The organism is Kitasatospora sp. NPDC028961 (genome assembly GCF_055564815.1).
Map to the genome: position 1 here is coordinate 182,190 of NZ_JBVHVO010000002.1, position 22,399 is coordinate 204,588.

The 22,399-nt window shown below is 74.3% G+C and carries 20 protein-coding genes; 9 read left to right on the forward strand and 11 right to left on the reverse strand.

Annotated features, from left to right (window positions below; translation table 11 throughout):
• Window positions 1-58 precede the first annotated feature (58 nt).
• Window positions 59-262 carry a cold-shock protein gene (locus ACZ4UX_RS04970; RefSeq protein ID WP_057227626.1) on the forward strand — a complete coding sequence of 68 codons (204 nt, stop codon included), beginning with the start codon at window positions 59-61 and terminating at the stop codon, window positions 260-262.
• A 326-nt stretch (window positions 263-588) separates the two neighbouring features.
• Here ACZ4UX_RS04970 and ACZ4UX_RS04975 read toward each other — a convergent pair whose 3' ends face one another.
• Window positions 589-1,935 carry a dicarboxylate/amino acid:cation symporter gene (locus ACZ4UX_RS04975; protein WP_465705628.1) on the reverse strand — a complete coding sequence of 449 codons (1,347 nt, stop codon included), beginning with the start codon at window positions 1,933-1,935 and terminating at the stop codon, window positions 589-591.
• Between the two features lie 428 nt (window positions 1,936-2,363).
• On the opposite strand from ACZ4UX_RS04975, the gene ACZ4UX_RS04980 reads away from it, so the two are divergent.
• Window positions 2,364-3,572 carry an MFS transporter gene (locus tag ACZ4UX_RS04980; protein ID WP_465705629.1) on the forward strand — a complete coding sequence of 403 codons (1,209 nt, stop codon included), beginning with the start codon at window positions 2,364-2,366 and terminating at the stop codon, window positions 3,570-3,572.
• Window positions 3,573-3,794: 222 nt separating this feature from the next.
• Here the strand turns inward: ACZ4UX_RS04980 and ACZ4UX_RS04985 are convergent, their stop codons facing one another.
• From ACZ4UX_RS04985 to ACZ4UX_RS05000, 4 genes are all read right to left on the reverse strand, one after another.
• Window positions 3,795-5,018: a LacI family DNA-binding transcriptional regulator gene (locus ACZ4UX_RS04985; protein ID WP_465705630.1), complete on the reverse strand. Its 1,224-nt coding sequence runs from the start codon at window positions 5,016-5,018 to the stop codon at window positions 3,795-3,797.
• Window positions 5,019-5,080: 62 nt separating this feature from the next.
• A complete protein-coding gene (locus tag ACZ4UX_RS04990) occupies window positions 5,081-5,422 on the reverse strand; it encodes a DUF4229 domain-containing protein (RefSeq protein ID WP_329489223.1) in 342 nt (113 codons plus the stop codon).
• Between the two features lie 105 nt (window positions 5,423-5,527).
• Window positions 5,528-6,055, reverse strand: coding sequence for a GNAT family N-acetyltransferase (locus tag ACZ4UX_RS04995; RefSeq protein ID WP_329489222.1), 528 nt, complete (start codon window positions 6,053-6,055; stop codon window positions 5,528-5,530).
• 21 nt (window positions 6,056-6,076) lie between these two features.
• The gene (locus tag ACZ4UX_RS05000) at window positions 6,077-7,465 is read right to left on the reverse strand and encodes an MFS transporter (protein ID WP_465705631.1); all 1,389 of its coding nucleotides are present in this window, start codon (window positions 7,463-7,465) and stop codon (window positions 6,077-6,079) included.
• A 169-nt stretch (window positions 7,466-7,634) separates the two neighbouring features.
• Here ACZ4UX_RS05000 and ACZ4UX_RS05005 point away from each other — a divergent pair, with 169 nt between their 5' ends.
• Entirely contained in the window at window positions 7,635-8,612 is a 978-nt protein-coding gene (locus ACZ4UX_RS05005; RefSeq protein ID WP_329489220.1) for a GlxA family transcriptional regulator, read from the forward strand.
• Between the two features lie 393 nt (window positions 8,613-9,005).
• Here ACZ4UX_RS05005 and ACZ4UX_RS05010 read toward each other — a convergent pair whose 3' ends face one another.
• On the reverse strand, window positions 9,006-9,560 hold the full coding sequence (locus tag ACZ4UX_RS05010; protein ID WP_465705632.1) for an ATP-binding protein: 555 nt from the start codon (window positions 9,558-9,560) through the stop codon (window positions 9,006-9,008).
• A gap of 545 nt (window positions 9,561-10,105) precedes the next feature.
• Between ACZ4UX_RS05010 and ACZ4UX_RS05015 the strand changes: the two genes are divergently transcribed.
• Together ACZ4UX_RS05015 and ACZ4UX_RS05020 are read left to right on the forward strand one after the other, a co-directional pair.
• Window positions 10,106-10,897, forward strand: coding sequence for a sigma-70 family RNA polymerase sigma factor (locus ACZ4UX_RS05015; protein WP_380382231.1), 792 nt, complete (start codon window positions 10,106-10,108; stop codon window positions 10,895-10,897).
• Window positions 10,894-12,078, forward strand: coding sequence for an anti-sigma factor family protein (locus ACZ4UX_RS05020; protein ID WP_465705633.1), 1,185 nt, complete (start codon window positions 10,894-10,896; stop codon window positions 12,076-12,078). Before ACZ4UX_RS05015 ends, ACZ4UX_RS05020 begins: the two co-directional genes overlap by 4 nt.
• A gap of 44 nt (window positions 12,079-12,122) precedes the next feature.
• Here ACZ4UX_RS05020 and purU read toward each other — a convergent pair whose 3' ends face one another.
• Entirely contained in the window at window positions 12,123-12,989 is an 867-nt protein-coding gene (gene purU, locus ACZ4UX_RS05025; protein WP_396488814.1) for a formyltetrahydrofolate deformylase, read from the reverse strand.
• Between the two features lie 191 nt (window positions 12,990-13,180).
• On the reverse strand, window positions 13,181-13,624 hold the full coding sequence (locus ACZ4UX_RS05030; protein WP_465705634.1) for an SCO4402 family protein: 444 nt from the start codon (window positions 13,622-13,624) through the stop codon (window positions 13,181-13,183).
• Between the two features lie 245 nt (window positions 13,625-13,869).
• Here ACZ4UX_RS05030 and ACZ4UX_RS05035 point away from each other — a divergent pair, with 245 nt between their 5' ends.
• A complete protein-coding gene (locus ACZ4UX_RS05035) occupies window positions 13,870-15,171 on the forward strand; it encodes an ABC transporter substrate-binding protein (protein ID WP_465705635.1) in 1,302 nt (433 codons plus the stop codon).
• 98 nt (window positions 15,172-15,269) lie between these two features.
• Here the strand turns inward: ACZ4UX_RS05035 and ACZ4UX_RS05040 are convergent, their stop codons facing one another.
• Window positions 15,270-16,424 (reverse strand): hypothetical protein, encoded by a 1,155-nt coding sequence (locus ACZ4UX_RS05040; protein ID WP_465705636.1) that lies wholly within the window; start codon window positions 16,422-16,424, stop codon window positions 15,270-15,272.
• A 173-nt stretch (window positions 16,425-16,597) separates the two neighbouring features.
• On the reverse strand, window positions 16,598-17,974 hold the full coding sequence (locus ACZ4UX_RS05045) for a tetratricopeptide repeat protein (RefSeq protein WP_329489213.1): 1,377 nt from the start codon (window positions 17,972-17,974) through the stop codon (window positions 16,598-16,600).
• Window positions 17,975-18,280: 306 nt separating this feature from the next.
• Between ACZ4UX_RS05045 and ACZ4UX_RS05050 the strand changes: the two genes are divergently transcribed.
• Complete coding sequence (locus ACZ4UX_RS05050; protein ID WP_465705637.1) at window positions 18,281-18,988, forward strand: bifunctional DNA primase/polymerase; 708 nt, start codon at window positions 18,281-18,283, stop codon at window positions 18,986-18,988.
• A 598-nt stretch (window positions 18,989-19,586) separates the two neighbouring features.
• Here ACZ4UX_RS05050 and ACZ4UX_RS05055 read toward each other — a convergent pair.
• Window positions 19,587-20,279 carry a metal-dependent transcriptional regulator gene (locus ACZ4UX_RS05055; RefSeq protein WP_329489212.1) on the reverse strand — a complete coding sequence of 231 codons (693 nt, stop codon included), beginning with the start codon at window positions 20,277-20,279 and terminating at the stop codon, window positions 19,587-19,589.
• Window positions 20,280-20,499: 220 nt separating this feature from the next.
• On the opposite strand from ACZ4UX_RS05055, the gene ACZ4UX_RS05060 reads away from it, so the two are divergent.
• Both ACZ4UX_RS05060 and ACZ4UX_RS05065 read left to right on the forward strand, forming a co-directional pair.
• Entirely contained in the window at window positions 20,500-21,264 is a 765-nt protein-coding gene (locus ACZ4UX_RS05060) for a sugar isomerase domain-containing protein (RefSeq protein ID WP_380382240.1), read from the forward strand.
• A gap of 175 nt (window positions 21,265-21,439) precedes the next feature.
• Entirely contained in the window at window positions 21,440-22,375 is a 936-nt protein-coding gene (locus tag ACZ4UX_RS05065) for a DUF4231 domain-containing protein (protein WP_329489210.1), read from the forward strand.
• Window positions 22,376-22,399 lie beyond the last annotated feature (24 nt).

Here is a 22,399-nt window from a genome sequence, read left to right on the forward strand (position 1 = left end):
CAGCGGACCGGGTGCCACACGGTGTGGCCCCCAATACGTCCCTCGCAAGGAGAACGGCATGGCTCAGGGAACCGTCAAGTGGTTCAACGCTGAGAAGGGCTTCGGCTTCATCGCCCAGGAGGGCGGCGGCCCCGACGTCTTCGTCCACTACTCCGCCATCAACGCGAACGGTTTCCGCTCGCTGGAGGAGAACCAGGCGGTCAGCTTCGACGTCACCCAGGGTCCGAAGGGCCCGCAGGCGGAGAACGTTACCGCTATCTGATCATCCTCTGATGACCTGATCGCTCGGGACCCCTCGGGTCCGCAGACGGCCCCCGCGGCCGTCATCATGAGCACAAGAGCAGTACCCAAGGGGGCCCGGCCAGCTGCCGGGCCCCCTGCCTTTCCCGGCCCGGCACCGGTCTCGCGGAACCCCGCCCAGGTGCCCACTCCCGGCGGCCGCGGCCCCCTCCGGACCTCTCCCGGCCCGCCCGGAGCCAGCCCTTCGCGATGGCCGACAGCGTCGGCACCCGCCGCCCGCTGAACCGACGGCAACGGGCCCTCTCCCCAGGCGTGGGGAGAGGGCCCGTGGTGCTGCGGGCGCGGCTGTCAGGCCGCGGCGGGGGCCTTCGCGGAGGCCTGCGCCGGGACGGTCGCCGCGGGGGCGTCGTCGTACAGGTCACCGTGCGGGTTGTTGTAGGCGACCAGGTCGAGCGTCTTCTCCCGGGCCGCCACCAGGACCGGCACGACCGCTTGACCTGCGACGTTCGTCGCCGTGCGGACCATATCGAGGATCGGGTCGATGGCGAGGAGGAGGCCGACGCCCTCCAGGGGCAGGCCCAGGGTGGAGAGGGTCAGGGTCAGCATCACGATCGCGCCGGTGAGGCCCGCGGTGGCGGCCGAGCCGATGACCGAGACGAAGGCGATCAGCAGGTAGTCCTTGATGCCGAGGTCGATGCCGTAGACCTGGGCGACGAAGATCGCGGCCAGCGAGGGGTAGATCGCGGCGCAGCCGTCCATCTTGGTGGTCGCGCCGAACGGCACGGCGAACGAGGCGTACTCGCTCGGGACGCCGAGGCGCTCGGTGACGCGGCGGGTGACCGGCAGGGTGCCGACCGAGGAGCGGGAGACGAAGGCCAGCTGGATGGCCGGCCAGGCGCCCTTGAAGAAGTTCAGCGGGTTGAGGCCGCCGACGAACTTCAGCAGCAGGGAGTAGACCACGAACAGCACCAGGGCGCAGCCGACGTAGACGTCGATGGTCAGCGTGGCGAAGGGCTTCAGCAGGTCCCAGCCGTACTTGGCGACGGACTTGCCGATCAGGCCGAGGGTGCCGAGCGGCGAGAGCCGGATGACCCACCAGAGGGCGGTCTGCACGAGCTCCAGGACGGACTCGCTGAGCTTGAGGACGGGCTCGGCCTTCTTGCCCAGCTTGATGATCGCCGCGCCGGTCACGACCGCCAGGAAGACGATCTGCAGGACCTCGACCTCGGTGAAGGCGGTGACGATGTTGGTCGGGAAGATGCCGGTCAGGAAGTCGATCCAGCTGCCGGTGGACTTCGGCGCCTTCAGGCCCTCGGTCTTCAGGTCGGTGCCGTGGCCCGGGTTGGTCAGCAGGCCCAGGCCGAGGCCGATCGCGACGGCGATCAGCGAGGTGATCAGGAACCAGAGCAGCGTCCGGGCGGCCAGCCGGGCCGCGTTGGTGACGTTGCGCAGGTTGGCGACCGACACCACGATCGCGGTGAAGACCAGCGGCGGGACGGCCAGCTTCAGCAGCTGGACGAAGATCTTGCCGATCGTCTCCAGGGTGGTGGCCAGCCAGGAGATGTCGGCCGCGCGGGCCAGGTAGCCGAGTCCGACGCCGAGCACGAGGCCGGCGACGATCTGGACCCAGAACGGGGTCTTGCGGATTCTGGCGAGCACGGACGGCGACGAGGTCGCCTCGGGCACTGTGGACATGACGGTGCGGCTCCGGGGAGGGCGTTGCTGACGGTGGGGTGAGGCGGGGAAGGCGGCACGGCGGGTGGGCCGGACGGGAGGACGCGGCCCCGTCAGGGGCGTGCCGCCTGGATACAGCTCATGGCACGACAACGGCGCGCGCTGTCCACAGCACCCGTCAGGCAGCACGCGCGGGCGGCCGTGGGCACCGGGCCCGAGCCGTACATCCGCGCTGCTCCTGAGGTGGTCATGGCCGATACGTTAGCAGTAAAGGTTTGAGATGTTCAAAGTACTTGTTTGAGATGTGACCCGCGCAAGGGTAAATCCGGACACGAACGAGGCTGACGCACCATCAGATCGCGTCACGGGCCCGATTGACCGCTCAGCAGTTATACGTATAACTTGGAGAGAGTCCCCGCCTTCCCCTGCCCCGACCCGGAGAACCGTCCATGGGCTATGTCGCCCTGCTCCGCGCCCCGCACGTCAGCCGTCTGCTCCTCGGCACCCTGCTCGGCCGCCTCCCCGCCGGTATGACCGCCCTGGTGATCGCGCTGGCCCTGCGCGAGGCCGGCACCCCCTACAGCCGGATCGGACTGGCCACCGCCGCCTACGCGATCTCGGCCGCCGTGGGCGGGCCGGTCCTCGGCCGGATCGTGGACCGCACCGGCCAGCCGCGGGTGCTGCTCGCCTCCGCCGTGGTCGCGGGCGGCGGGTACGCGCTCCTGGCACTCGCGCCGGGCTCGGCGCTGGCCGCACCGGTCGGCGCCGCGATCGCCGGACTGGCCATGCCGCCGCTCGAACCCTGCCTGCGCTCGCTCTGGCCGGATGTCGTCGCCGAGGAGCAGCTCGACACCGCGTACGCCTTCGACTCCGCCTCGCAGCAGATCCTCTACGTGGCCGGCCCGCTCGCGGTGGCCGGGATCGCCGGGGTCTTCAGCCCGGTCGCGGCGCTCTGGGTGGCGGCCGGGCTGGGGCTGGCCGGGGCCCTGGTGGTGGCCACCGCCGGACCGGCCCGGACGTGGCAGGCACCGCCGCGCGCGCACTCGGCCGGTCTGCTCGGGCCGCTCCGCTCGCCCGGCCTGGTACTGCTGCTGATCGGCCTGGCCGGCGCCGGCTGGGCGGTCGGTGCCCAGAACGTGCTGTTCATCGCCTACGCGGAGGCGCACGAGGGCGGCCTGCCGGGCGGCGCGGGGACGCTGCTGGCGCTGGCCGCGCTGGGCGGACTGCTCGGCGCGCTCGGGTACGGGGCGGTGCGCTGGCGCAGCGGAACGGCGACCCGCACCTGGGTGATGGCGCTCGGGATGGCCGTCTCCTACCTCCCGCTGGTGCTGCTGCCCGGGCCGTACGCGATGGCCGCGCTGGCCTTCCTGTCCGGGATCGGGCTGGCCCCGCTGCTGGCGGCCGCGTTCGTCCTGGTCGCCGAGCTGGCCCCGGTGGGCACGGTGACCGAGGCGTTCGCCTGGCTGGTGACGCTGTTCGCGACCGGCAACTCGCTCGGCTACGCCGTCTCCGGCAACCTCGCCGAGGACTCGCTGCGCCCGGTGGCGCTCTGCGCGGCCGGCGGGATCGGCCTGGGCGGACTGCTGCTGTTCGGCGCCCGCCGCTGGTTCCAGCCGCTGCCGGCGGCCCCGGTGGCGCAGCCGGTACCGGTGGGCTGAACCCACCCCTCATACGTGACCGCGCCCATCGGACCGGGTGGTCTGGCCGACGGGCGCGGTCACTGACAGCCGAGAGGGTCCGGCCGACGAACTCCAACCGGCCGGCAGGGGTGTCGGTGATCAGACCGTTGATCGGAGCGTCCGCATGCCGGAATCTCATCGTCGGTTCATTCGCCCACCGCTGCGGCGCGAGACGTCCTGACGGCATTTCACCTGTCCGAGCTAATCCGAACGGCCGGTCCCGGTGGGCGAGGTGCCGGTGGGCGAGGCACCGGTGGGCGAGGCACCGGAGGCGGGGCTCCCGGCCGCGGGGGTACCGGTCGCGGCGGTCCCGGCCGCGGTCGAGGAGCGCAGCACCAGCGAGGTCGCCAGCGGCGGCACCGGCGCGACCGGCTCGCCGCGGAGCAGGTCCGCGAGGGCCGCGACCCCGGCCCGGCCCAGCTCCTCGCCGGGCAGGTCCACGGTGGTGAGCGGCGGGGTGAGCAGCTCGGCCACCGGGATGTTGTCGATGCCGACCACCGAGAGGTCCGCGGGCACCCGCAGACCGAGTTCGGCGGCCGCCTGGTAGACCCCGGAGGCCACCACGTCGTCGTCGCAGATCACCGCGTGCGGGCGGTCGGGGCCCGCCAGCATCCGGCGGGCGGCGCCGCGGGCGGCGGGCTGGCCCTCGTTGAGGCTGACGCCCAGCTCGACCACGTCCAGGCCGAGTTCCACGGCGGCCTGCTCGAAGGCGGCCTGGCGGACCCGGAAGGTGTACGCGGCGTGGGTGGAGCGCAGTCGGCCGATCCGCCGGTGGCCCAGCCCGGCCAGGTGTTCGACGGCGGCGCGCATGCCGCCGGCCACGTCCAGCTCGACGGTCGGCCGGGCCGGGTCGGTGCCGGGGTCGGCGTCCAGGAAGACCGCGGGGGTGTCGGCGGGCAGCGCACCGAGCTGGCTGTCGTCCGGGGAGCAGATCAGCAGGCCGTCGAACCGGCTGGTGGTGGCCGCGTCGGCGAGGGTGGCACTCCCCCAGCCGGAGCTGACCACGACGGCCAGGCCGTGCCGGCCGGCCTCCTCGTGGACGCCCTCCAGCACCCGGCCGAAGAACGGGCCGAGGATGTTCGGCACGGCCAGCAGGATCATGCCGCTGCGGCCGAGCCGCAGTTGCCGGCCGGCCGCCTGCGGGCGGTAGCCGAGGCTGCGGGCCGCCTCCCGGACGCGCTCCCGGGTGGCGTCGGAGACCCGGCGGCCCGCCTCGGGGCCGGAGAACACCAGCGAGACGGTGGCCTGCGAGACCCCGGCGAGCCGTGCCACGTCCCGCCCGGTGGGCTTGCGGACCGGAGCCGGCCAGGTGCCGCTGACGCTCCCGCCCTGCGGCGCGGCGGGCCCGGGCAGCGGCTCGCGCAACGGCCCGGAGAGCGGCCCGGCCGGCGGCTCGCGGTCGGCCGGCGGCTCGGTTTCGGACACCGGTTCGGACACCGGTTCGGTCGGCGGCTCGGGGTCGGGGGCGGGCACGGCGGTGACGCGGATCAGCCCTGCAGGGCGGTCGCGCGCGCGGCGTCGTCGGCCGCGTCCTCCTCGGCGTTCTGGTCGGCGATCCGCGCGGCCGTCCGGCTGCGGAGGCCGTCGACCCTGCCGGAGATCTGGGCCGACATCGCGTCGCGCTGCCGGCTCAGCAGCACGTAGCTGAGCGGCGCCGAGACCACGGCGGCCACCAGGAACAGGAAGATCGCGCCGGTCTGCCCCTTGACCGGGATGACCTGGAAGTGGCCCAGCAGCAGGGCGACCAGCAGGCAGCCGAGGAAGATGCTGACCCGCATGGAGGTGTAACGGAGCGTGGCGTGGGACTTGTCGCTCACCTTGCTGCTCACGGGGGACACATCCTTCTCTGCGCGGGGACCGGACCGGTATCCCAGTGAAGCATGCCCGACGCGCCGCGCGGGGCACGGGTCACCCGGCCCCCGCGCGGCCGCCCGTCAGCGCAGGTCCAGCCACATCGTGACGTCGTCGCGGTCGTCCCCGGGGGCCACCCGGATCGCGGCGGGGACCCGGCCGACCTCGGTGTAGCCGCAGCGGGCGTAGAAGGCCTCCAGCCCGAGACCGCCGCGCAGGGTCAGCCGCAGTCCCTCCAGCCCCCAGGCCCGGGCCACCCGCTCGGCCTCGGCCATCAGCTCGGCGCCGTAGCCGCGGCCCTGGAAGTCGGGATGCACCATGACGCGCTTGAGCAGCCGCCAGTGGTCCATCAGGCCGAACCGCATGGAGTCCAGGAAGAGCAGGGCGGCCAGCCGGCCGCTCTCCCGCTCGTGGGCGATCAGCAGCCGGTCCGGTCCGGCCGGCGCGAGGCCGGCGAAGTGCGGGTCGGCGGTCTTCCAGACCTCGTCCTCCGTCACCGGCGCCACGAAGCCGACCGCGCCGCCGGCGTTGGTGACGTCGGTCCAGAGCCGGACGATGTCGGCGCGCAGGTCCGGACCGGGCTCGGGGTCGAGGGTGAAGGCGAGCGTCATGACGGTGAGCCTAGTGTCCGCTCACGACAGGCTCGGTGCCGTCGCCCCCGGCCCCGCCCCCACCCCCGGCCGGTCCGCCCGCAGGGCCAGGCAGAGCAGCACGGCGACCGCGCAGAGCCCGCCGGCCGCGTACCAGGCGAGGTCGTAGGTGCCGAGCGCGTCCCGGGCGAGGCCGGCCAGCCCGGCCACCGCGGCCGCGCCGAGCTGGTGGCAGGCCAGCACCCAGCCGAAGACGATCGGCGCGTCGTCGCCGAAGTGCCGTCGGCAGAGCGCGACGGTCGGCGGGACGGTGGCCACCCAGTCCAGGCCGTAGAAGATCACGAAGGCCAGGATCGGCGGCTCCAGCGAACCCGCGAACAGCTGCGGCAGCAGGAACAGCGAGAACCCGCGCAGCGCGTAGTAGACGACCAGCAGCAGCCGGGAGTCGAAGCGGTCGGTGAACCAGCCGCTGGCGATGGTGCCGATCACGTCGAAGATCCCGATCAGGGCCAGCAGGCTCGCCGCCGTGGTGACCGGCAGGCCGTGGTCGTGCGCGGCGGGGATGAAGTGGGTGCCGACCAGCCCCGCCGTCGTCGCGCCGCAGATCGCGAAGGAGCCGGCCAGCAGCCAGAACGCCCGGCTGCGGGAGGCGTCCCGGAGCACCCGCAGTGAGCGGGCCAGCGCCCGGTTGTCCGCCACCGGCGGGGGCGGCTCCTCGGTCGCGCCGTACGGGAGCAGGCCGAGGTCGGCGGGTCGCTCGCGCATCAGCAGCAGCACCGGGACGGCGACCGCGCTGGCCGCCAGCGAGACGACGACGACCGCCGAACGCCAGCCGTGCTCCTCCACCAGCCAGGCGCCGACCGGCAGGAAGACCAGGTTGCCGGCCGCGCCGGCGGCCGTGAGCACACCGGTGACCAGGCCCTGGCGGGCCCGGAACCAGCGGCCGGTGACGGTGGTGGCGAACGCGCCGGCCATCGAGCCGCTGCCGAGGCCCACCAACACGCCCCAGCAGAGGACCAGTTGCCAGGGCTCGCGCATCAGCATGGTGAGCCCGGCGCCGACCGAGATGGTCAGCAGCGCGCAGACCACCACCAGCCGGACGCCGAAGCGGTCCATCAGCGCGGCGGCGAAGGGGGCGGTGAGGCCGTAGAGCGCGAGGTTGACCGAGGTGGCGCTGGATATCGTCCCCATCGACCAGCCGAACTCGTTGTGCAGCGCGTCCATCATCAGGCTGGGCGTGGAGCGGAAGCCGGCCGATCCGAGCAGCACCAGCAGAGAGACCGCGGCGACCACCCAGGCGTAGTGCGGCCGGGGGCGGCCGGTGCGACCCGGCCGCGGGGGCCCGGCGAGGGCGAGGTCCGGTGCGGGGGCCGGTGCCTCGGGGCGGGCCGGCGCGGCGGTCGGGCCCGTGGGGGTGTGGCGTTCGTTCACCCGGCCGAGTCTCCCGAACGGCCCGAACGACCACGAGTGGCCTGACTGCCAGCTTTCGCAAAGATCGGGCCAGCGGTTCGGCGTACGCTGGTCGCCGGCCCGGGCGACGGGCGGCGGGGTGCCCGGCGGCAGGCGGCGGGCGCCGGCGGGGAACGGAAGGGCGGGCGCGATGGCGCACAGGATCGCGGTACTGGCGCTCGACAGGGTGATCGCCTTCGAACTGGGCATCCCCGCAAGGATCTTCGAGTCGGCCAAGGACGCCGACGGCGTGCCGCACTACCAGGTGGCCACCTGCACCGTGGACGGCCGGCCGGTCCCCACCAGTACGGACTTCCGGATCGCCGTCGACCACGGGCCCGAACTCCTGGAGTGGGCGGACACCGTGGTGATCCCGGCCTCCGCGGACCAGGGGCCCCGGGAGGTCGACGCCCGGCTCGATCCCGCCCTGGTCGCCGCGCTGGCCAGGATCCGGCCCGGCACCCGGCTGGTGTCGATCTGCACCGGCTCCTTCGTCCTGGCGGCCGCCGGACTGCTGGACGGCCGCCCGGCCACCACCCACTGGCGCTACACCGAGCTCTTCGCCGCCCTGTACCCGAAGGTCCGGCTCGATCCGGACGTCCTGTTCACCGACGACGGGGACGTCCTCACCTCGGGCGGGGTGGCGGCCGGCATCGACCTCTGCCTGCACATCGTGCGCCGCGACCACGGCAGCGCGGTGGCCAACGCGGTGGCCCGCACCTGCCTGGTGCCGCCCTGGCGCGAGGGCGGCCAGAAGCAGTACGTCGAACTCCCCCGCCCGGCCGTCGACGCCGGCCCCGGCGCCGCGGCGGTCCGCGCCTGGGCGCTGGAGCACCTGGACCAGCCGCTCCCGCTGCGCCTGCTCGCCGACCGGGCGGGCATGAGCGTGCGGAGCTTCACGCGGCGGTTCCGCGAGGAGACGGGCAGCAGCCCGGGCCAGTGGCTGACGGTCCAGCGCGCCGAGCGCGCCCGCCAGTTGCTGGAGAGCACCGACATGACGATCGACCAGGTGGCCCGGGAGTCCGGCTTCGGGACGGCGGCCTCGCTGCGGCTACGGCTGCGCGGGCGGCTGGACGTCGCGCCGAGCGCGTACCGGCGCACCTTCCGGTCGGTGGAGCGGTCGCACTGACGGGGCGCCACCCCCGCGGGGTGCTCAGCGGCGGACAAGTCAGCGGCGAATGACCGGAACCGGCCCTGCGGAACGCACGGATCGGACGGCGGCGGGCCGCACGCACCCCGAGCACGGCACGGCCCGCCGCCATCCGATCGTGAAGCACGGGCCCTGAACCCGCGCAAAGCCCACCGCACTCGCCAAGGAGCCACCGCGCGATCGGCGTACCACGGCCCCCCTGCTGACATGATCCCCCTGGACAGCAGCACCGCAGCGGCGTTCGGGTGTTCCCTCGGCGTCCCCTCGCAACGGAGAGCTGCTCCCAGAGTGATCAGTCGGATACGTCACGTCAATGGGTTGTCCGAAATTCGGAATGGTTGCGTCAGGTTTCGGCCCGTTGATCGTCGGGCCTCACTGGGCCAGTGCGGCCCAGTCCACGGCGGTCAGCGGGTCCACCGGCGGCGCGCCGGCGCCGATCTCGCACCAGACGCGCTTGCCCGAACCGTCCGGATACCAGCCCCAGCGGTCGCAGAGCAGTTCGACCAGCTCCAGGCCCCGCCCGTTGGTGGCGTCGGCGTCCGGCCCCGCGTGCCGGGGAGCCGGCGCGGCCTGGCTGGCGTCGGCGACCTCGACCCGGAGCGGGCCGATCGCGGCCGTCTCCCGCGGCGCGCCGCCGCAGCCCGTCCCGTCCACCGGCCCGCCGGCCGGCGGGCAGCCGGCGGCCACCGAAGTACCGCTCCCGGCCGGGGAGTCGTCGACGGGGAAGCAGAGCCGCAGGACGGCCGGACAGCCGGTGTGCACCACGGCGTTGGTCACCAGTTCGGAGACCACCAGGACGACCGTCTCGGCGATCGGAGCGTCCGGGTCCACCCCGTGGTTGAGCAGCCGCGAGCGCACCCAGCGGCGGGCCCGGCCGACCTCCGCGGGGTCCGCCCGCACCGCAAGCTGTACCTGAAGAACCTGCACCGCTCCACCACCCGCACTCGCAGTTCGGCCATCGTCTCGATCGGGCCGGATCGTCCAGCCGGCTGGTCCCGGCTCCCGCCGGGCCGCCGCAGGCCGGGCCGCCGTACGTTCACATCCGGTACGTCGCGCCCGCGCCATCTCGTCCGTCGCGCTCCGGCTGCGACACGAATACGCCTCAGGATGGTTCGACGGGCGGACCGCAGCAAGCGCTTCGGGCATATTCCAACGATCGGGGGACAGGGCAGTGCATACTGTCCCGTTCACTCTGGCGAGCCTCGTACCGGCGATCGTCCGGCCCGGGCCGACCGGCCGGACATGCAGTGGTGAACCTACCGCCGGACACCCCGGGCGCGCCGCCCGCCACTCGCGAACCACCCGTGCGACATATGTCCAACGGCCTTCGAACAGCGGGATCCACGGCAGATCCCACGATGTGACGATCCGAAACCGGGTGGCCCCTCCGGTACCGAATCCGCCCGCTCCCGGAAGGCCGCAGGATACCGTTGGGCACGGCAGCGAACCCCACGGTAGGAGGGTGGTTACCGATGGCCACCCCCGGCAGCGCCCCGCGCTGGGACGAACAGCTCCAACGGCGCCTCGCCCGCGGCGAGGAGACGGCGCTGGGCGAACTGTACGACCAGCTCGCGCCGATGGTGCACGGACTGGCCGGGCGGATACTGGCCGACCAGGCCGCCGCCACCCAGCTGACCCGCGAGATATTCGCCCACGTCTGGGAGCACCCCGAGGCCTTCGACCCCGCCCAGGGCTCGCTCCGTTCCTGGCTCGGCGCCCTGACGCACAGCCGCGCGGTCGACCGCCTGCGGGTCCGGCGGGCCGCCGAGGCCCCGCTGGGCGTCGAGGGCGCGGACGGCACCGGCGCGCCGGGCGGGCCCGTCGAGGAGGAGATCCGGGCCGTGGCCACCGCCGCCCGCGTCCAGTACGTGGTCGACTCCCTCCCGCAGAGCCTGCGTGAGACCATCGAGGTGTCGTACTACGACGGCCGCACCTACCAGGAGACGGCCCGCCGGCTCGGCATCACCGAGCAGACCGCCAAGCAGCGGATGCGGCTCGGCCTGGAGCTGCTGGCCACCGAACTCGCCGAGGAGCGCGCCCATCAGCGGCAGCCGGGCCCGCCCGACTGCCGGCGGCACGACGGGTGCGACGGCGGGCCGCGGCAGGGCACCGCGCCGCACGAGGGACCGGGTCACCCGGGGCAGCGGCACGGCGACCGGCACCACGAAGGACAGCACCACGAAGGCCGGCACGACGACGGACAGCGGCACGACGGGCGCCGGCACGACGGACCGCGCCACGGGAACGAGGGCGGGGGCACGTGACCATCACCGAGGAGCAGCACGAGGCCCTGCGCTCGCTGCTCGGCGCCTGGGCCCTGGGTGCCTGCCCGCGGCGCGAGGCCGCCGAGTTGGAGCAGCACCTGCGCGGCTGCCCGGGCTGCGCCGAGGAGGCCGCCCGGCTCCGGGACGCGGCCGGCTGGCTCTCCGCCGACGAGCCGCTCGACCAGCCCGCCTCGCTGCGCCAGCAGGTCCTCGACTGGTGCCTGACCCGGCGGCCGGCCGAACTGCCCGTCCCCAACTGGGGCGTTCCCTACACCGCGGAGACCGCCAAGCTCGACGCACTGCTGCGCGACCTCGGCCCGGAGGAGTGGCAGGAGGTCGCCGAACTCCCCTGGCACGGCGGTACCGAGTACCTGCGCCCGGCCGAGGTGCTCTGCCATCTCGCCGCGGTGGACGGCTACGTGGCACTCGCCCTCGGGCTGCCCGACCCCGTCCCGGGCGGCGGCGCGCCGACGGCCGACCGCCGGGTGCCGCCGCAGGACGCGGCTCCCCCGCTCCCCCGGGTGCCCCGGCAGAGCGGCCCGCCGTGGGCCGGGATCACCGAGCGCACCGCCCGGCTGACCGCCGAGCAGGCCGGGCAGCCCCCGCAGCGGGTCCGGGCCCGGTGGCGCCGGCACTGCCACGAGCTGGTCCGCACCGCGGCCCTGGCCCCGCAGGGCAACACCCCGGTGGACTTCGGCGTCGTGACCGTCCCGCTGCGCGACGCCTTCGTCGACCGGGCCTTCGAGTGCTACGTGCACGGCGAGGACGTGGCCCGCGCGGTCGCCTACCCGTACGCCCCGCCGGCGCCGCAGCACCTGCGGCAGATGGTCGACCTGGCCGTACGGATGCTCCCGGCCGCGTTGGCGGGCCTGCGGGCCTCCCGGCCCGAGCACGCCGGGACCCCCGCGGGCGGACCGCCCGACGGCACCGCCCGGGCCGGCCGGCAGATCCGGCTGGTCATCGACGGACCGGCCGCCGGCGAGTGGCTGATACCGCTGGACGGCCCGGAGTGCGGACCGGCCGGCGGCGAGCCGGTGGCCGCGATGGTCCTGGACGGGCTGGAGTTCTGCCAGCTGGCCGCCGCGCACCGCGACCCGGACCGGGTGCCGGTCGGCGAGCACGGCGACCGGGCGGCGATCCGCGAGGTGCTCCGGGCGGCGCCGCTGCTGTCCCGCCCTTAGCCGGGCGGGACGCGGCCGGGCGGCGCGGGCGGCCCGGGCGGGCTCTAGGTGAAGACCACCGTGCGGGTGCCGTTGAGCAGCACCCGGTGCTCGCTGTGCCACTTCACCGCGCGCGCCAGCGCCTGGCACTCGACGTCCCGGCCGAGCGCGACCAGCTGGTCCGGGGTGATGTCGTGGGTCACCCGGGCCACCTCCTGCTCGATGATCGGGCCCTCGTCGAGGTCGGCGGTGACGTAGTGCGCGGTGGCGCCGATCAGCTTCACACCCCGGGTGTGGGCCTGGTGGTAGGGCTTGGCGCCCTTGAAGCTCGGCAGGAAGGAGTGGTGGATGTTGATCACCTTGCCGGACAGCGCGGTGCAGAGCTCGTCCGAGAGCACCTGCATGTAGCGGGCCAGCACGACCAGCTCGACGTTCTCCTTGGCCACCAGGTCCAGCAGCTCCTGCTCGGCCGCGGCCTTGTTGTCCCGGGTGACCGGGATGTGGTGGAACGGGATCCCGTAGCCCTCGGTGAGGTCGCGGAAGTCGGTGTGGTTGGAGACCACCGCGGCGATCTCCACCGGCAGCGCGCCGATCCGGGTGCGGAACAGCAGGTCGTTCAGGCAGTGCCCGAACTTGCTGACCATCAGGACGATCCGCATCCGCTCCTCGGTCGGGTGGATCTGCCACTCCATCCCGAACGACGCGCCGATCGCGGCGAAGCTGGCCCGCAGCTTGTCCACGCTCACCGGCTCGGCCGCGGTGAAGTGCACCCGCATGAAGAACAGTCCGCTGTCCCCGTCCCCGAACTGCTGGCTGTCGATGATGTTGCAGCCGGTCATGAAGAGGTAGCTGGAGACCGCGTGAACGATGCCCTGCTTGTCGGGGCAGGACAGCGTGAGGACGTACTGGGCGCTGGCCGTCTGCTGTTCCACGGTGGGGATATCCCGTCCTGAGGTCGTGCCGGTGGTGAATGGTCCAGCGTGTCACATCCTGGACAGCGACCGTTCCGCTGCCCGCACTGCGGGACGCTCCGGCCCACCGGCGGGCAGGCCGGGACCCGGGCCGCCGGCGCGGGTCCGCGCCGAAGCGCCCGGAACGGGCTCAGGACGAGGTCAGAACGGACTCAGGACGAGGTCAGGATGCGCAGCACGTCCAGCGAGCGCGGCGGGGCGTCCGGGTCCTCACCGTCGTTGGCCGCCAGCTTGACGTGGGCCTCCCGGGCCGCCCGGACCGCCTCCGGCCAGCCGTGGTGGCCCAGGTAGGCGGAGGCCGGGGCGTCCGCGCCGACCTGGTGCAGGATCCGGACCACCCGCAGCACCGCGACGTCCACCACCGCCGCCTCGGCCGAGTCCCGGAAGATCGTGCCGACGTACTTCTCGGCGGACCAGCGGTCCAGCCAGGTGTCCTCGACCAGCCGGTAGACGGCGTCGGTCACGTCCCCGAAGCCCTCCCGGCCGGAGAGCCAGGTCTCCTGCTGGAACCCGGGGTCGGACAGCATGTGCAGCGCCGAGCGCAGTCGGGCTCGCCAGCGCCACCAGGGCAGGTCGTTGAGCGGCATGCCGCCCATCGTGCTGGAGCGGTGGCCCGGACGAGAAGGGTTTCGGGAAGACCGATACGAAGAATCTGAGCTGGCGGACATGGACAGCGATCGTACGTTCCCCGACGGTTCGTGCTCTACTCCCCATCTACACGCGTCCCCACCCGGAGTTCCGTCGGCGTTTGCCGTTCGTTCGGTTTTCGGCCCTCTCTGCTTGCGACGCCCGGGCTTGGCTGGGCCGGTACGCAGCAGAAGCGCCCCGGGAGGGAAGACCGATGACCGGCCTCAAGGGCTCGTCCCAGGCTCAGAACCCGATCGTGGCACGGCGCAACCGCCGCCCGATCGCCGCAGCCGCCATCACCGTGGCGCTGCTCCCCACCCTCTTCTCGGCCTCCGCGTGCGGCGGACCGGCCGACGCCGCCACCGGCAAGGGCGAACTGACCGTGATGACCTGGGCCCCGTCCGGCACCGGCACCGCGGACCGGCCCGGCATGACGGCCCTCGCCGAGGCCATCGGCCGCGACCTCAACGCCAAGGGCGGTCTGAACGGCCGCCCGCTGCGGGTCCTGACCTGCAACGAGCACAACACCGCCGACGGGGCCGCGGCCTGCGCGCAGCAGGCCGTGGACGCCAAGGCGGTCGCCGTGCTCGGCTCCTACAGCCAGTACGGGGACAGCTTCATGCCCGTCCTGGAGCGCGCCGGCATCCCGCTGATCGGCGGGTACGGGCTCTCCCAGCCCGAGTTCAGCAGCCCGCTGTCCTACCCGGTGGGCGGCGGTCTGCCGGCGCTGATCGGCGGCAGCGGCCGGCAGCTGGTGGAGGCCGGCTGCAAGGCCGTCGCGCTGGTCCGGCCGGACACCCCGGCCGGCGACAACCTGCTCGGCTACCTGGCCAACGCGCTCAAGCCGGCCGGGATCAAGCTGCTGGACGTCAAGGCGCCCGAGCAGTCCAGCGACTACGCGCCGGTCGTCCGCAAGGCGATCGGCAAGGACGAACCGGGGAACTGCATCACCTCCGCGCTCGCCGCCGAGCCGACCGGCAACCTGCTGGACTCCTACCGCCGGCTGGGCCCCAAGAACACCCGGGTCGCCTCGGTGATCGGCAGCGTCCAGCAGTCGGTGGTCGACTCCACCGGCGGCGACAGCGGCCCGCTGGCCGGCGCGTTCGTCACCAGCTGGTACCCGCCGGAGTCGGCCAAGGTCTGGGACGCGCTGCGCTCGGTGGTGTCCGGCGACTCCGCCGGCGGCCGCAGCGTGGACGTCTCCGACCCGGGGGTGCAGACCACCTGGGTCGCCTACGAGGTCTTCCGGCAGGTCGCCGACCGGCTCTCCTCCGCCGGCCGCCCGCTCACCGCCAAGACCGTGACCGCCCTGCTGGACGGCGGCGAGCAGATCGACGTCGGGCTCACCCCGCCGCTGAACTGGGGCACCACCAACATGCTGGCCAGCACCGAGTCGCCCCGGCTGGTCAACACGTGGGTGACCTACCAGGTGGTCAAGAGCGGCCGGCTGGCCCTGCAGCAGCCGGGTTTCGTGGACGTCCGCTGGGTGCTCACCGGGAGCCGGCCGCCGGCCTGACCGGCCTCGACGGGGCCCGCCGCGGGGCCGGACCGGTCACCCGGGCCGGCCCCGCCGCAGGTCCGGGCCGGCCCAGCCGGGGGCGGGCCCCGTCGCCGTCAGAGGTCGCCGTCGCCGCGGGTCGGCAGGCCGGTCTGGCCGGCGATGGTGTTCCACAGGCCGGAGGCCTGCTTCTTCGCGAGGGTGGCGGTCCCGCTGGCCTGGACCGCGTTCTTGTAGTGCTGGTTGTCGATCTTCTTGGGGTCGCAGGCGCTCTGCGCGTCGGCGGCCCAGGCCGCGTACTCGTCGTCCGCGGTCGCCGAGGCCTGCCAGGCCGCGTTGAGCTGCTCGACCAGCTGCGGGCCGCCGGGCAGCTTGTCCGTCTTGAGCGCGGCGAGCTTGGTCTGCAGCTCCCGGCGCTTGCCCGCGGCCTCGGTCAGGGCCTGCTGGGACTCGGGGAGCTTGTCGCACTTCTGCACCGCGGCGACCGCGCCGATCACCGCCTGGCGGCTGTCGTTGGCGGTGCCCAGCAGGTCGGAGAGGGGCTGGGCCTGGGCCTTGACCTCGGGGCTGACGGCCGCCGCCGAACCGCTCGCGGGCGGCGGGCTGCCGGCCGTGCTGCTGCCGGAGGCCGCCGGGGCGGCCTTCTTCCCCGGGTCCGCCGTGTCGTCGTCCCCGTTCATCAGCACCATGACCAGGAGGCCGGCGGCCACGCAGCCGGCCACCACCCCGCCGATGATCAGCTTGCCGGACGACCGCCCGCCACCGCGGTTGCCGGCCTGGGTCGGGAAGTCCTGCCCGGGGTACCCCTGCTGCGGGGCCGGGTACTCCGGCGGAGCCTGCTGGTAGGCCGGGTAGCCGTGGTCCGGCTGCTGCGGATAGCCCGGGGCGGGCTGCTGGTGCCCGGGTCGCGCCGGGTAGCCGGCCGCCTGCGGGTCCCCCGAGGGGTAGGGCGGCAGGTACTGCGTCTCCGGCGCCTGGGCGGCCTGCGGAGCGCCGTTCCACGGGGCGCCCTGGGCGGGCAGCGGCTGGCCGCCCCACGAGGCGCCCTGGGCCGGCAGCCCGTGCCCACCGCCGCCGAGGTACTCCGGCTGCCCGGAGGGCTGTCCGGGCGGCTGCTGCTGCCCCTGGAGCCCGGCCGGCGGCTGCTGGCCGGGCATCGGGGGCGGCAGCTGGCCCTGGGCGTCCGGCCCCGGGGGCTGACTCGGCTCGGGACGGAAGAGATCGTCCAGGTTGAAGTCACCCGAGTTGGGGTACGAGCGGCGCTGGCTCAACGCGATTCCTCACCTGTGCACGACCGCGCGCTGACGGCGGACCACATCTCGTCGGTTCTTGGGGGCATCACAGTTCCTTGGACGTCGCGCCCACGCTACCGGTTCACCGAACCGGGTGACCACGTGGGCGGTCCATCCCTCACCGGCCCCTCACGCGCCGCTCCCCACCCCGGTCAGGCGGCCTCCGCCTCGGCCCGCGCCTGGAACTCGCGGACCACCCGCTGCTCCCGGTACGGCTCCAGCCGCCGCCGGAACTCGTCCAGGTACTCGACGCCCCGGTTGGACCGCAGCCCGCTCAGCAGCCGGACCGCCTGCGCGCCCGTCTCGCAGGCGCGCTCCAGGTCCCGCTGCTGCAACTGGGCCGTGGCCAGCAGCACCAGGTCCACCGCGCGGCGCCGCACCCTGGTCGGCGGGTGCAGGTCGAGCGCCCGGCGGGCGTAGTGCTCGGCCTGACCGGCCTGCTCCAAGTCCCGGTGGCAGTGGGCCAGCTCGTCCGCCAGGTAGGCGTCGTCGAAGTGGACGATCCAGTCCGGGTCGTCCTCCGGACGGCGCCGCTCCATCGCCTCCAGCGCCTTGGCGGCCACCGCCTCGCAGGAGCGGGCGTCGCCGAGCAGGGCGTGGCCGCGGGCCTCGGCCGCGTAGAACATCGCCATCGCCGTCGGAGTGGCCACCGAACGGGCGCCCTCCTGCGCGGCGCGGGCGAGTTGGGCGATCTCCCGCGGATTGCCGAGCGTCGCCGCCAGGTGGCTCATCGAGGCAGCCAGCACGTACCCGCCGTAGCCGCGGTCGTCGGCCGCCTGGGCGAGGCGCAGCGCCTGGATGTAGTAGCGCTGGGCCAGCCCCGGCTGCCCGGTGTCCACCGCCATGTAGCCGGCCAGCTCCGTCAACCGGGCGACCGCCGCGAAGAGTTGCCGCCCGGTCTCCTCCCGGTAGGCGCCGCCGAGCAGGCCGGAGACCACGCTGTTGAGGTAGTGGACGACCACCGGGCGGACGTGCCCGCTGCCGAACCGGTGGTCCAGGTCGACCAGCATCGCCGTGGTCGCCTTGATGGCGGCGACGTCCGTCGGACCGACCCGCGGGCCGCCGGTACGCGCCACCACCGGGTCGGGCGGGGTGATCAGCCAGTCCCGGCTGGGTTCGACCAGGGCGGAGGCCGCCACCGTCGCCCCGGTCAGGAAGTCCCGCCGACCGACGTCGCTGCGCCAGAGCTCGCAGACCTGCTCCAGCGCGGCGTTGAGCGTCGGCGCGAACTGCAGCCCGATCCCGGAGCTGAGGTTCTTGCCGTCGGCCATGCCGATCTCCTCGACCGACACGCCCCGGCCGAGCTTGCGCCCGAGCGCTTCGGCGATCACCGCCGGCGCCTGCCCGCGCGGCTGCTGGCCACGGAGCCAGCGCGCGACGGAGGTCTTGTCGTACCGCAGGTCCAGGCCGTGTTCGGCCCCGCAGAGGTTGACCCTCCGCGCCAGGCCGGCGTTCGAGCAGCTGGCCTCCTGGATCAGCTGCTGCAGACGCTCGTTGGGCTGTCGTGCGACAAGTGGTCTCGCGGCCATTGGCTTCGCCTCCCCACACCCTCCGGTCCCGGCCGGCGGGCGACGATTCTGCTGATCTGTTGCCGACTGTCCGACCGTCCAAGGAATCTGACACCAGGTTAGCGATCAGCAACGCCACCGGGATACCCACGGTGACGATCCCCACCCCCCACGCGCCCTGGTAAATGCTCCCGTGCGCCCCCACTGCGCCCACCGCCGCCCGCCCCAACTCGGTTGTCTCACCGGTTCGGGTGACAATCGGTGCCGCCGGGCAGACCCGCTCGCGCCGGGCCGTAACCAGCCTCACGCACGGTAGTTGAGCAGCGCGTGGAAGACATCCCAGACTCCCCCGACCAGGGCGGCGACGCCAGCCTCCCTCCGCTGCTCGTCGAAGCCGTCGGCTATGCCGAGAACCGCCACTGGGAGGTCGCCCCGGGCGCCTGGCTGATCGACGGCGACGGGCCGGCCCGCTGCTCCTGCGGCGACGGCCGCTGCCCGCTGCCCGGTGCGCACCCGATCGACGCGGACTGGGCCCGCAAGGCGAGCGCCGGTCCGGGTGCGGTGCGGCGCTGGTGGACCGAGCGCCCCGACGCCTCGATCCTGCTGCCCACCGGCCGGTCCTTCGACGTCCTGGACGTGCCGGAGGTGGCCGGCTGTCTCGCGCTGGCCCGGATGGAGCGGATGGACCTCCAGCTCGGCCCGGTGGTGGCCGTCCCGGCCGCGCACGGCCGGGACGGGCGGCGGCTGCACTTCCTGGTACTGCCCGGGGTGGCGGCCAAGCTGCCGGAGATGCTGCGCCGGCTCGGCTGGCCGCCGGGCCGGCTGGACCTGGTGGCCCGCGGCGAGGGCGACTGGACGGTGGCCCCGCCGTCCCGGGTCGGTCCGAGCGGCTTCGCGCAGTGGGCCCGCTCGCCGTCCGCGCTGAACCGCTGGCTGCCCGACGCGGCGGAGCTGATCAGCCCGCTGGCGTACGCCTGCGGCCGCGAGGCGCCCTCGGTCCGCCCCCGGCCGGCCCAGCCGGCGGCGGTGCGCTGAGGCCCGGCCGACCGCCCGACCGACCGCCCGGACCCGCGCCCCGGGCCGGGACGGGCCGGTGATCGGGCCGGTGATCGGCCGAATGATTCACCACCCCGTGGACAGCCGCCCTACGCCTATCGGGTGAGGGCGTGCGATGCGCGACACCCCGCGCGCGACTGACGGGCCTTGCCCCCCACCGGAGGCGGGGCCCGTCAGACGCATGTGCGGATAAGGCTTCGATGTACCCGCTGGTCAACGGCGAAAGCCCCTCGTACGAGTGACAACGCTCAAGGATTGCCATGATCTGCCGAGGGGAGGAATTCCACCGTGAGGGGACGCCGGAAGGGTCGCTCGGACGGGGAAGCCGGGTGAGGCGGTCGGGAGGGAGCGGAGGGGAACCGGGAGGGGAGCGGGAGGGAACAGGAGGGGAGCGGGAGGGAACAGGAGGGGAGCGGGAGGGGCCGTGGCACCGGCCGGGTTCGGGGAGGCCGGTGCCGCGGGAGCGGGAGGGACGGGGAGGGCGAGCAGGGCCCGGTGCTTCGGGAGCACCGGGCCCTGCTCATCGCTTCGCGTCGCACGGCCGGCGAGGCCGTCACGGCCGCGCACCGCGCCGTGGTCAGGGCTGCGCGACGAAGACGTGCGCCGCGATCTCCTTGCCCAGCTCGGCCGCGTTGTCGCCGGTGCCCACCAGCACCCCGCCGACCCCGGCGGAGACCCGCACCGTGGAGCCCGGCCGGATCCCGGCCCGGCGCAGCGTGCGCATCAGCTCGCCGTCGGTCTGGATCGGCTCGCCGATCCGGCGGACCACCACGTCGGCGCCGCCGTCACCCGGCCGTACCGAGTCCAGCGGCACGAGCGCGGCGTCGAAGCCCTCGCCCTCGGCCTTGGCGTCCCCGAGCTCGTCCAGCCCGGGGATCGGGTTCCCGTACGGGGACTGGGTGGGGTGGCCGAGCATGGCGAGCACCTTGCGCTCGACCGTCTCGCTCATCACGTGCTCCCAGCGACAGGCCTCCTCGTGCACCTGTTCCCACTCCAGCCCGATCACGTCGACCAGCAGGCACTCGGCGATGCGGTGCTTGCGCATCACCCGCACCGCGAGCCGGCGCCCCTCCTCGGTGAGTTCGAGGTGGCGGTCGCCCGCGACCTGCAGCAGCCCGTCCCGCTCCATTCGCCCGACCGTCTGGCTGACCGTGGGGCCGCTCTGCTCCAGGCGCTCGGCGATCCGGGCGCGCATCGGGGTGATGCCCTCCTCCTCCAGTTCCAGGATGGTGCGAAGGTACATCTCAGTGGTGTCGATCAGCCCAGACATCGCCGCTGGCTCCGTTCCTCGGTGTCCTCATCGCCAATTCTGACGTACCGGGCAGGCAACCGGGCCCGCGCAGGGGCTCCGGGGGCGGGTTTTCGTTCCTGTTGACAGCGGCACCGGTGAGGCAGCACCGTGCTCGCCGTAGCTTTCTCCATCGGCGGCCCGGTCGGCGGGCCGTCCCACCCGGCCGGCGGCCCCCACCGGCAGAGAGCGAAGGCAACAGATGAGCGACCTGGTCGGCCGGTACTTCGACGCCGCGATCGAGCACCTGCGGCGGGTCCGCGCCGAGGAGGCCGGGAACATCGAGGCGGCCGCCGCGCTGCTCGCCGGGGCGGTCCGCGAGGGGCGCCGGATCTTCACCTTCGGCTCCGGCCACTCCTCGCTGGCCGCCCAGGACGTGGTCTACCGGGCCGGCGGGCTCGTTCCGGTCAACCTGCTGGACGTCCCCGGGATGGCCGGGGTGACGGTGATGCCGGCCCCGCTGGCCAGCGCGCTGGAGCGGGTCTCCGGGCTCGCCACCACCACCCTGGACCTCACCCCCGCCACCGCCGGGGACCTGCTGTTCGTCATCTCGCTCTCCGGCCGCCAGGTGATGCCGGTCGAGCTGGCCCAGTACGCCCGGTCCCGCGGCCTGAAGGTGGTGGGGGTGACCTCGCTGGCGTACCCGGCGGAGGTCCCGTCGGCGCACCCGTCGGGCACCTATCTGAAGGACCACTGCGACGTCGTGCTGGACAACAAGATCGCGGTCGGGGACGGCGAGCTGACCCACCCGGCGGCCGAGACCACCTTCGGCCCGGTCTCCACCATCGTCACCAGCGCGCTGATGCAGGCCGTGGTCGCCTCGGCGGTCGGCCGACTGGCCGACGCGGCGGCCGCCGGCGACGGCGCCGCCCCGCCGCTGTTCCGCTCCGGCAACGTCCCCGGCGGCACCGAGTGGAACGCCAAGCAGATGGCCGACAACGCGGAGCGGATCTTCTACACCTACTGAGCCGCCCGGCCCGGCCGCCCCGGACCCTCACGATATGGGACAACCTCCGGCGGCATCCCGGCCAATGCGGCCGGGCCCGGCCCCGGCCGGGCGTGCCGGGCGGGCGGGCTGGGCAGGAGGACGGTGCGACCGGAGCGACGGGTGGGGGCCGAGGATGGCGTCGGGTGCGGATCCGATGGGGTGGGCGCGCGAGGAGGACCTGCTGCCCGAGCTGTTCCGGGTCGCCGACACCGCCTCGCTGCGGGGCCAGCGGCGGTCGGTCCTGCTCTCCGCCTGGGAGCTGGCGCTGCTGGTGGCCGCCGCCGCGGCGGGCTCGGCCGACGGCGAGCCCTGGGCCTGGCCGGCCGCCGTCGCCTACCTCGGCGCGATCGTCCTCGCCCTGGTGATCAGCCGGCAGAACCCGCAGGGCCTCTGGTACGAGGGCCGGGCCGCCGCCGAGTCGGTGAAGACGCTCGCCTGGAAGTTCGCCGTCCGGGCCGACGCGTACCAGCCGCCGCCGCGCAGCCTGCCGGACGCCGAGGGCCTGTACCGGTTCCAGCTCGGCCGGGTGCTGAACGCCTTCCGGGGCAGCGGCGCTCTCGGCCCGGCCGCCGGGGGCGCCGGGCCGGACGGCGGCGACGGCACCGGGGTCACCGAGGCGATGCGCGGCCTGCGCGGCCAGCCGCTGGCGGTGCGCCGCGAGGTGTACCTGCGGCAGCGGATCCAGGTGCAGCACGGCTGGTACCGCGCCAAGGCCCGCTACTGCGCCCGGGCCGGCTTCTGGACCGGCGTGCTGGGCGTGGTGCTGCCGCTGCTCGGCCTGGTGCTGGCCGTCCTGCGGGCGATGGGCTGGTTCCGCTACGACGCGCTCGGCACGGTCTCCGCGGTGGCCGCCTCGGTCACCGCCTGGGCCCAGCTGCGGCAGTACCGGCCGCTGGCCGCCGCCTACCGCCTGGCCGCCGACGAACTGGAGCTGATCCGCCGCCAGCTGGCCGGGCTGGACGTCGCCTCGGCCGACGCGGAGGAGATCTGGGCCCGGCTGGCCCGCGACGCCGAGGACGCGGTGTCCCGGGAGCACACCACCTGGCAGGCCCGCCGCGAGGTGCGCGGGACGACCGACCGGGACCACTGACAGGGGCCCCGAGCGGAGCCCGGA

Excerpts from the sequence above, each read along its gene's own strand:
- ACZ4UX_RS05045 (WP_329489213.1), bottom strand. The coding sequence starts at position 17,974 with ATGGCCGCGAGACCACTTGTCGCACGACAGCCCAACGAGCGTCTGCAG.
- ACZ4UX_RS05005 (WP_329489220.1), top strand. The coding sequence starts at position 7,635 with ATGGCGCACAGGATCGCGGTACTGGCGCTCGACAGGGTGATCGCCTTC.
- ACZ4UX_RS04980 (WP_465705629.1), top strand. The coding sequence starts at position 2,364 with ATGGGCTATGTCGCCCTGCTCCGCGCCCCGCACGTCAGCCGTCTGCTC.
- ACZ4UX_RS05035 (WP_465705635.1), top strand. The coding sequence starts at position 13,870 with ATGACCGGCCTCAAGGGCTCGTCCCAGGCTCAGAACCCGATCGTGGCA.
- ACZ4UX_RS05015 (WP_380382231.1), top strand. The coding sequence starts at position 10,106 with ATGGCCACCCCCGGCAGCGCCCCGCGCTGGGACGAACAGCTCCAACGG.
- ACZ4UX_RS04970 (WP_057227626.1), top strand. The coding sequence starts at position 59 with ATGGCTCAGGGAACCGTCAAGTGGTTCAACGCTGAGAAGGGCTTCGGC.
- ACZ4UX_RS04995 (WP_329489222.1), bottom strand. The coding sequence starts at position 6,055 with ATGACGCTCGCCTTCACCCTCGACCCCGAGCCCGGTCCGGACCTGCGC.
- ACZ4UX_RS05030 (WP_465705634.1), bottom strand. The coding sequence starts at position 13,624 with ATGGGCGGCATGCCGCTCAACGACCTGCCCTGGTGGCGCTGGCGAGCC.
- ACZ4UX_RS05065 (WP_329489210.1), top strand. The coding sequence starts at position 21,440 with ATGGGGTGGGCGCGCGAGGAGGACCTGCTGCCCGAGCTGTTCCGGGTC.
- ACZ4UX_RS05055 (WP_329489212.1), bottom strand. The coding sequence starts at position 20,279 with ATGTCTGGGCTGATCGACACCACTGAGATGTACCTTCGCACCATCCTG.
- ACZ4UX_RS05060 (WP_380382240.1), top strand. The coding sequence starts at position 20,500 with ATGAGCGACCTGGTCGGCCGGTACTTCGACGCCGCGATCGAGCACCTG.
- ACZ4UX_RS04975 (WP_465705628.1), bottom strand. The coding sequence starts at position 1,935 with ATGTCCACAGTGCCCGAGGCGACCTCGTCGCCGTCCGTGCTCGCCAGA.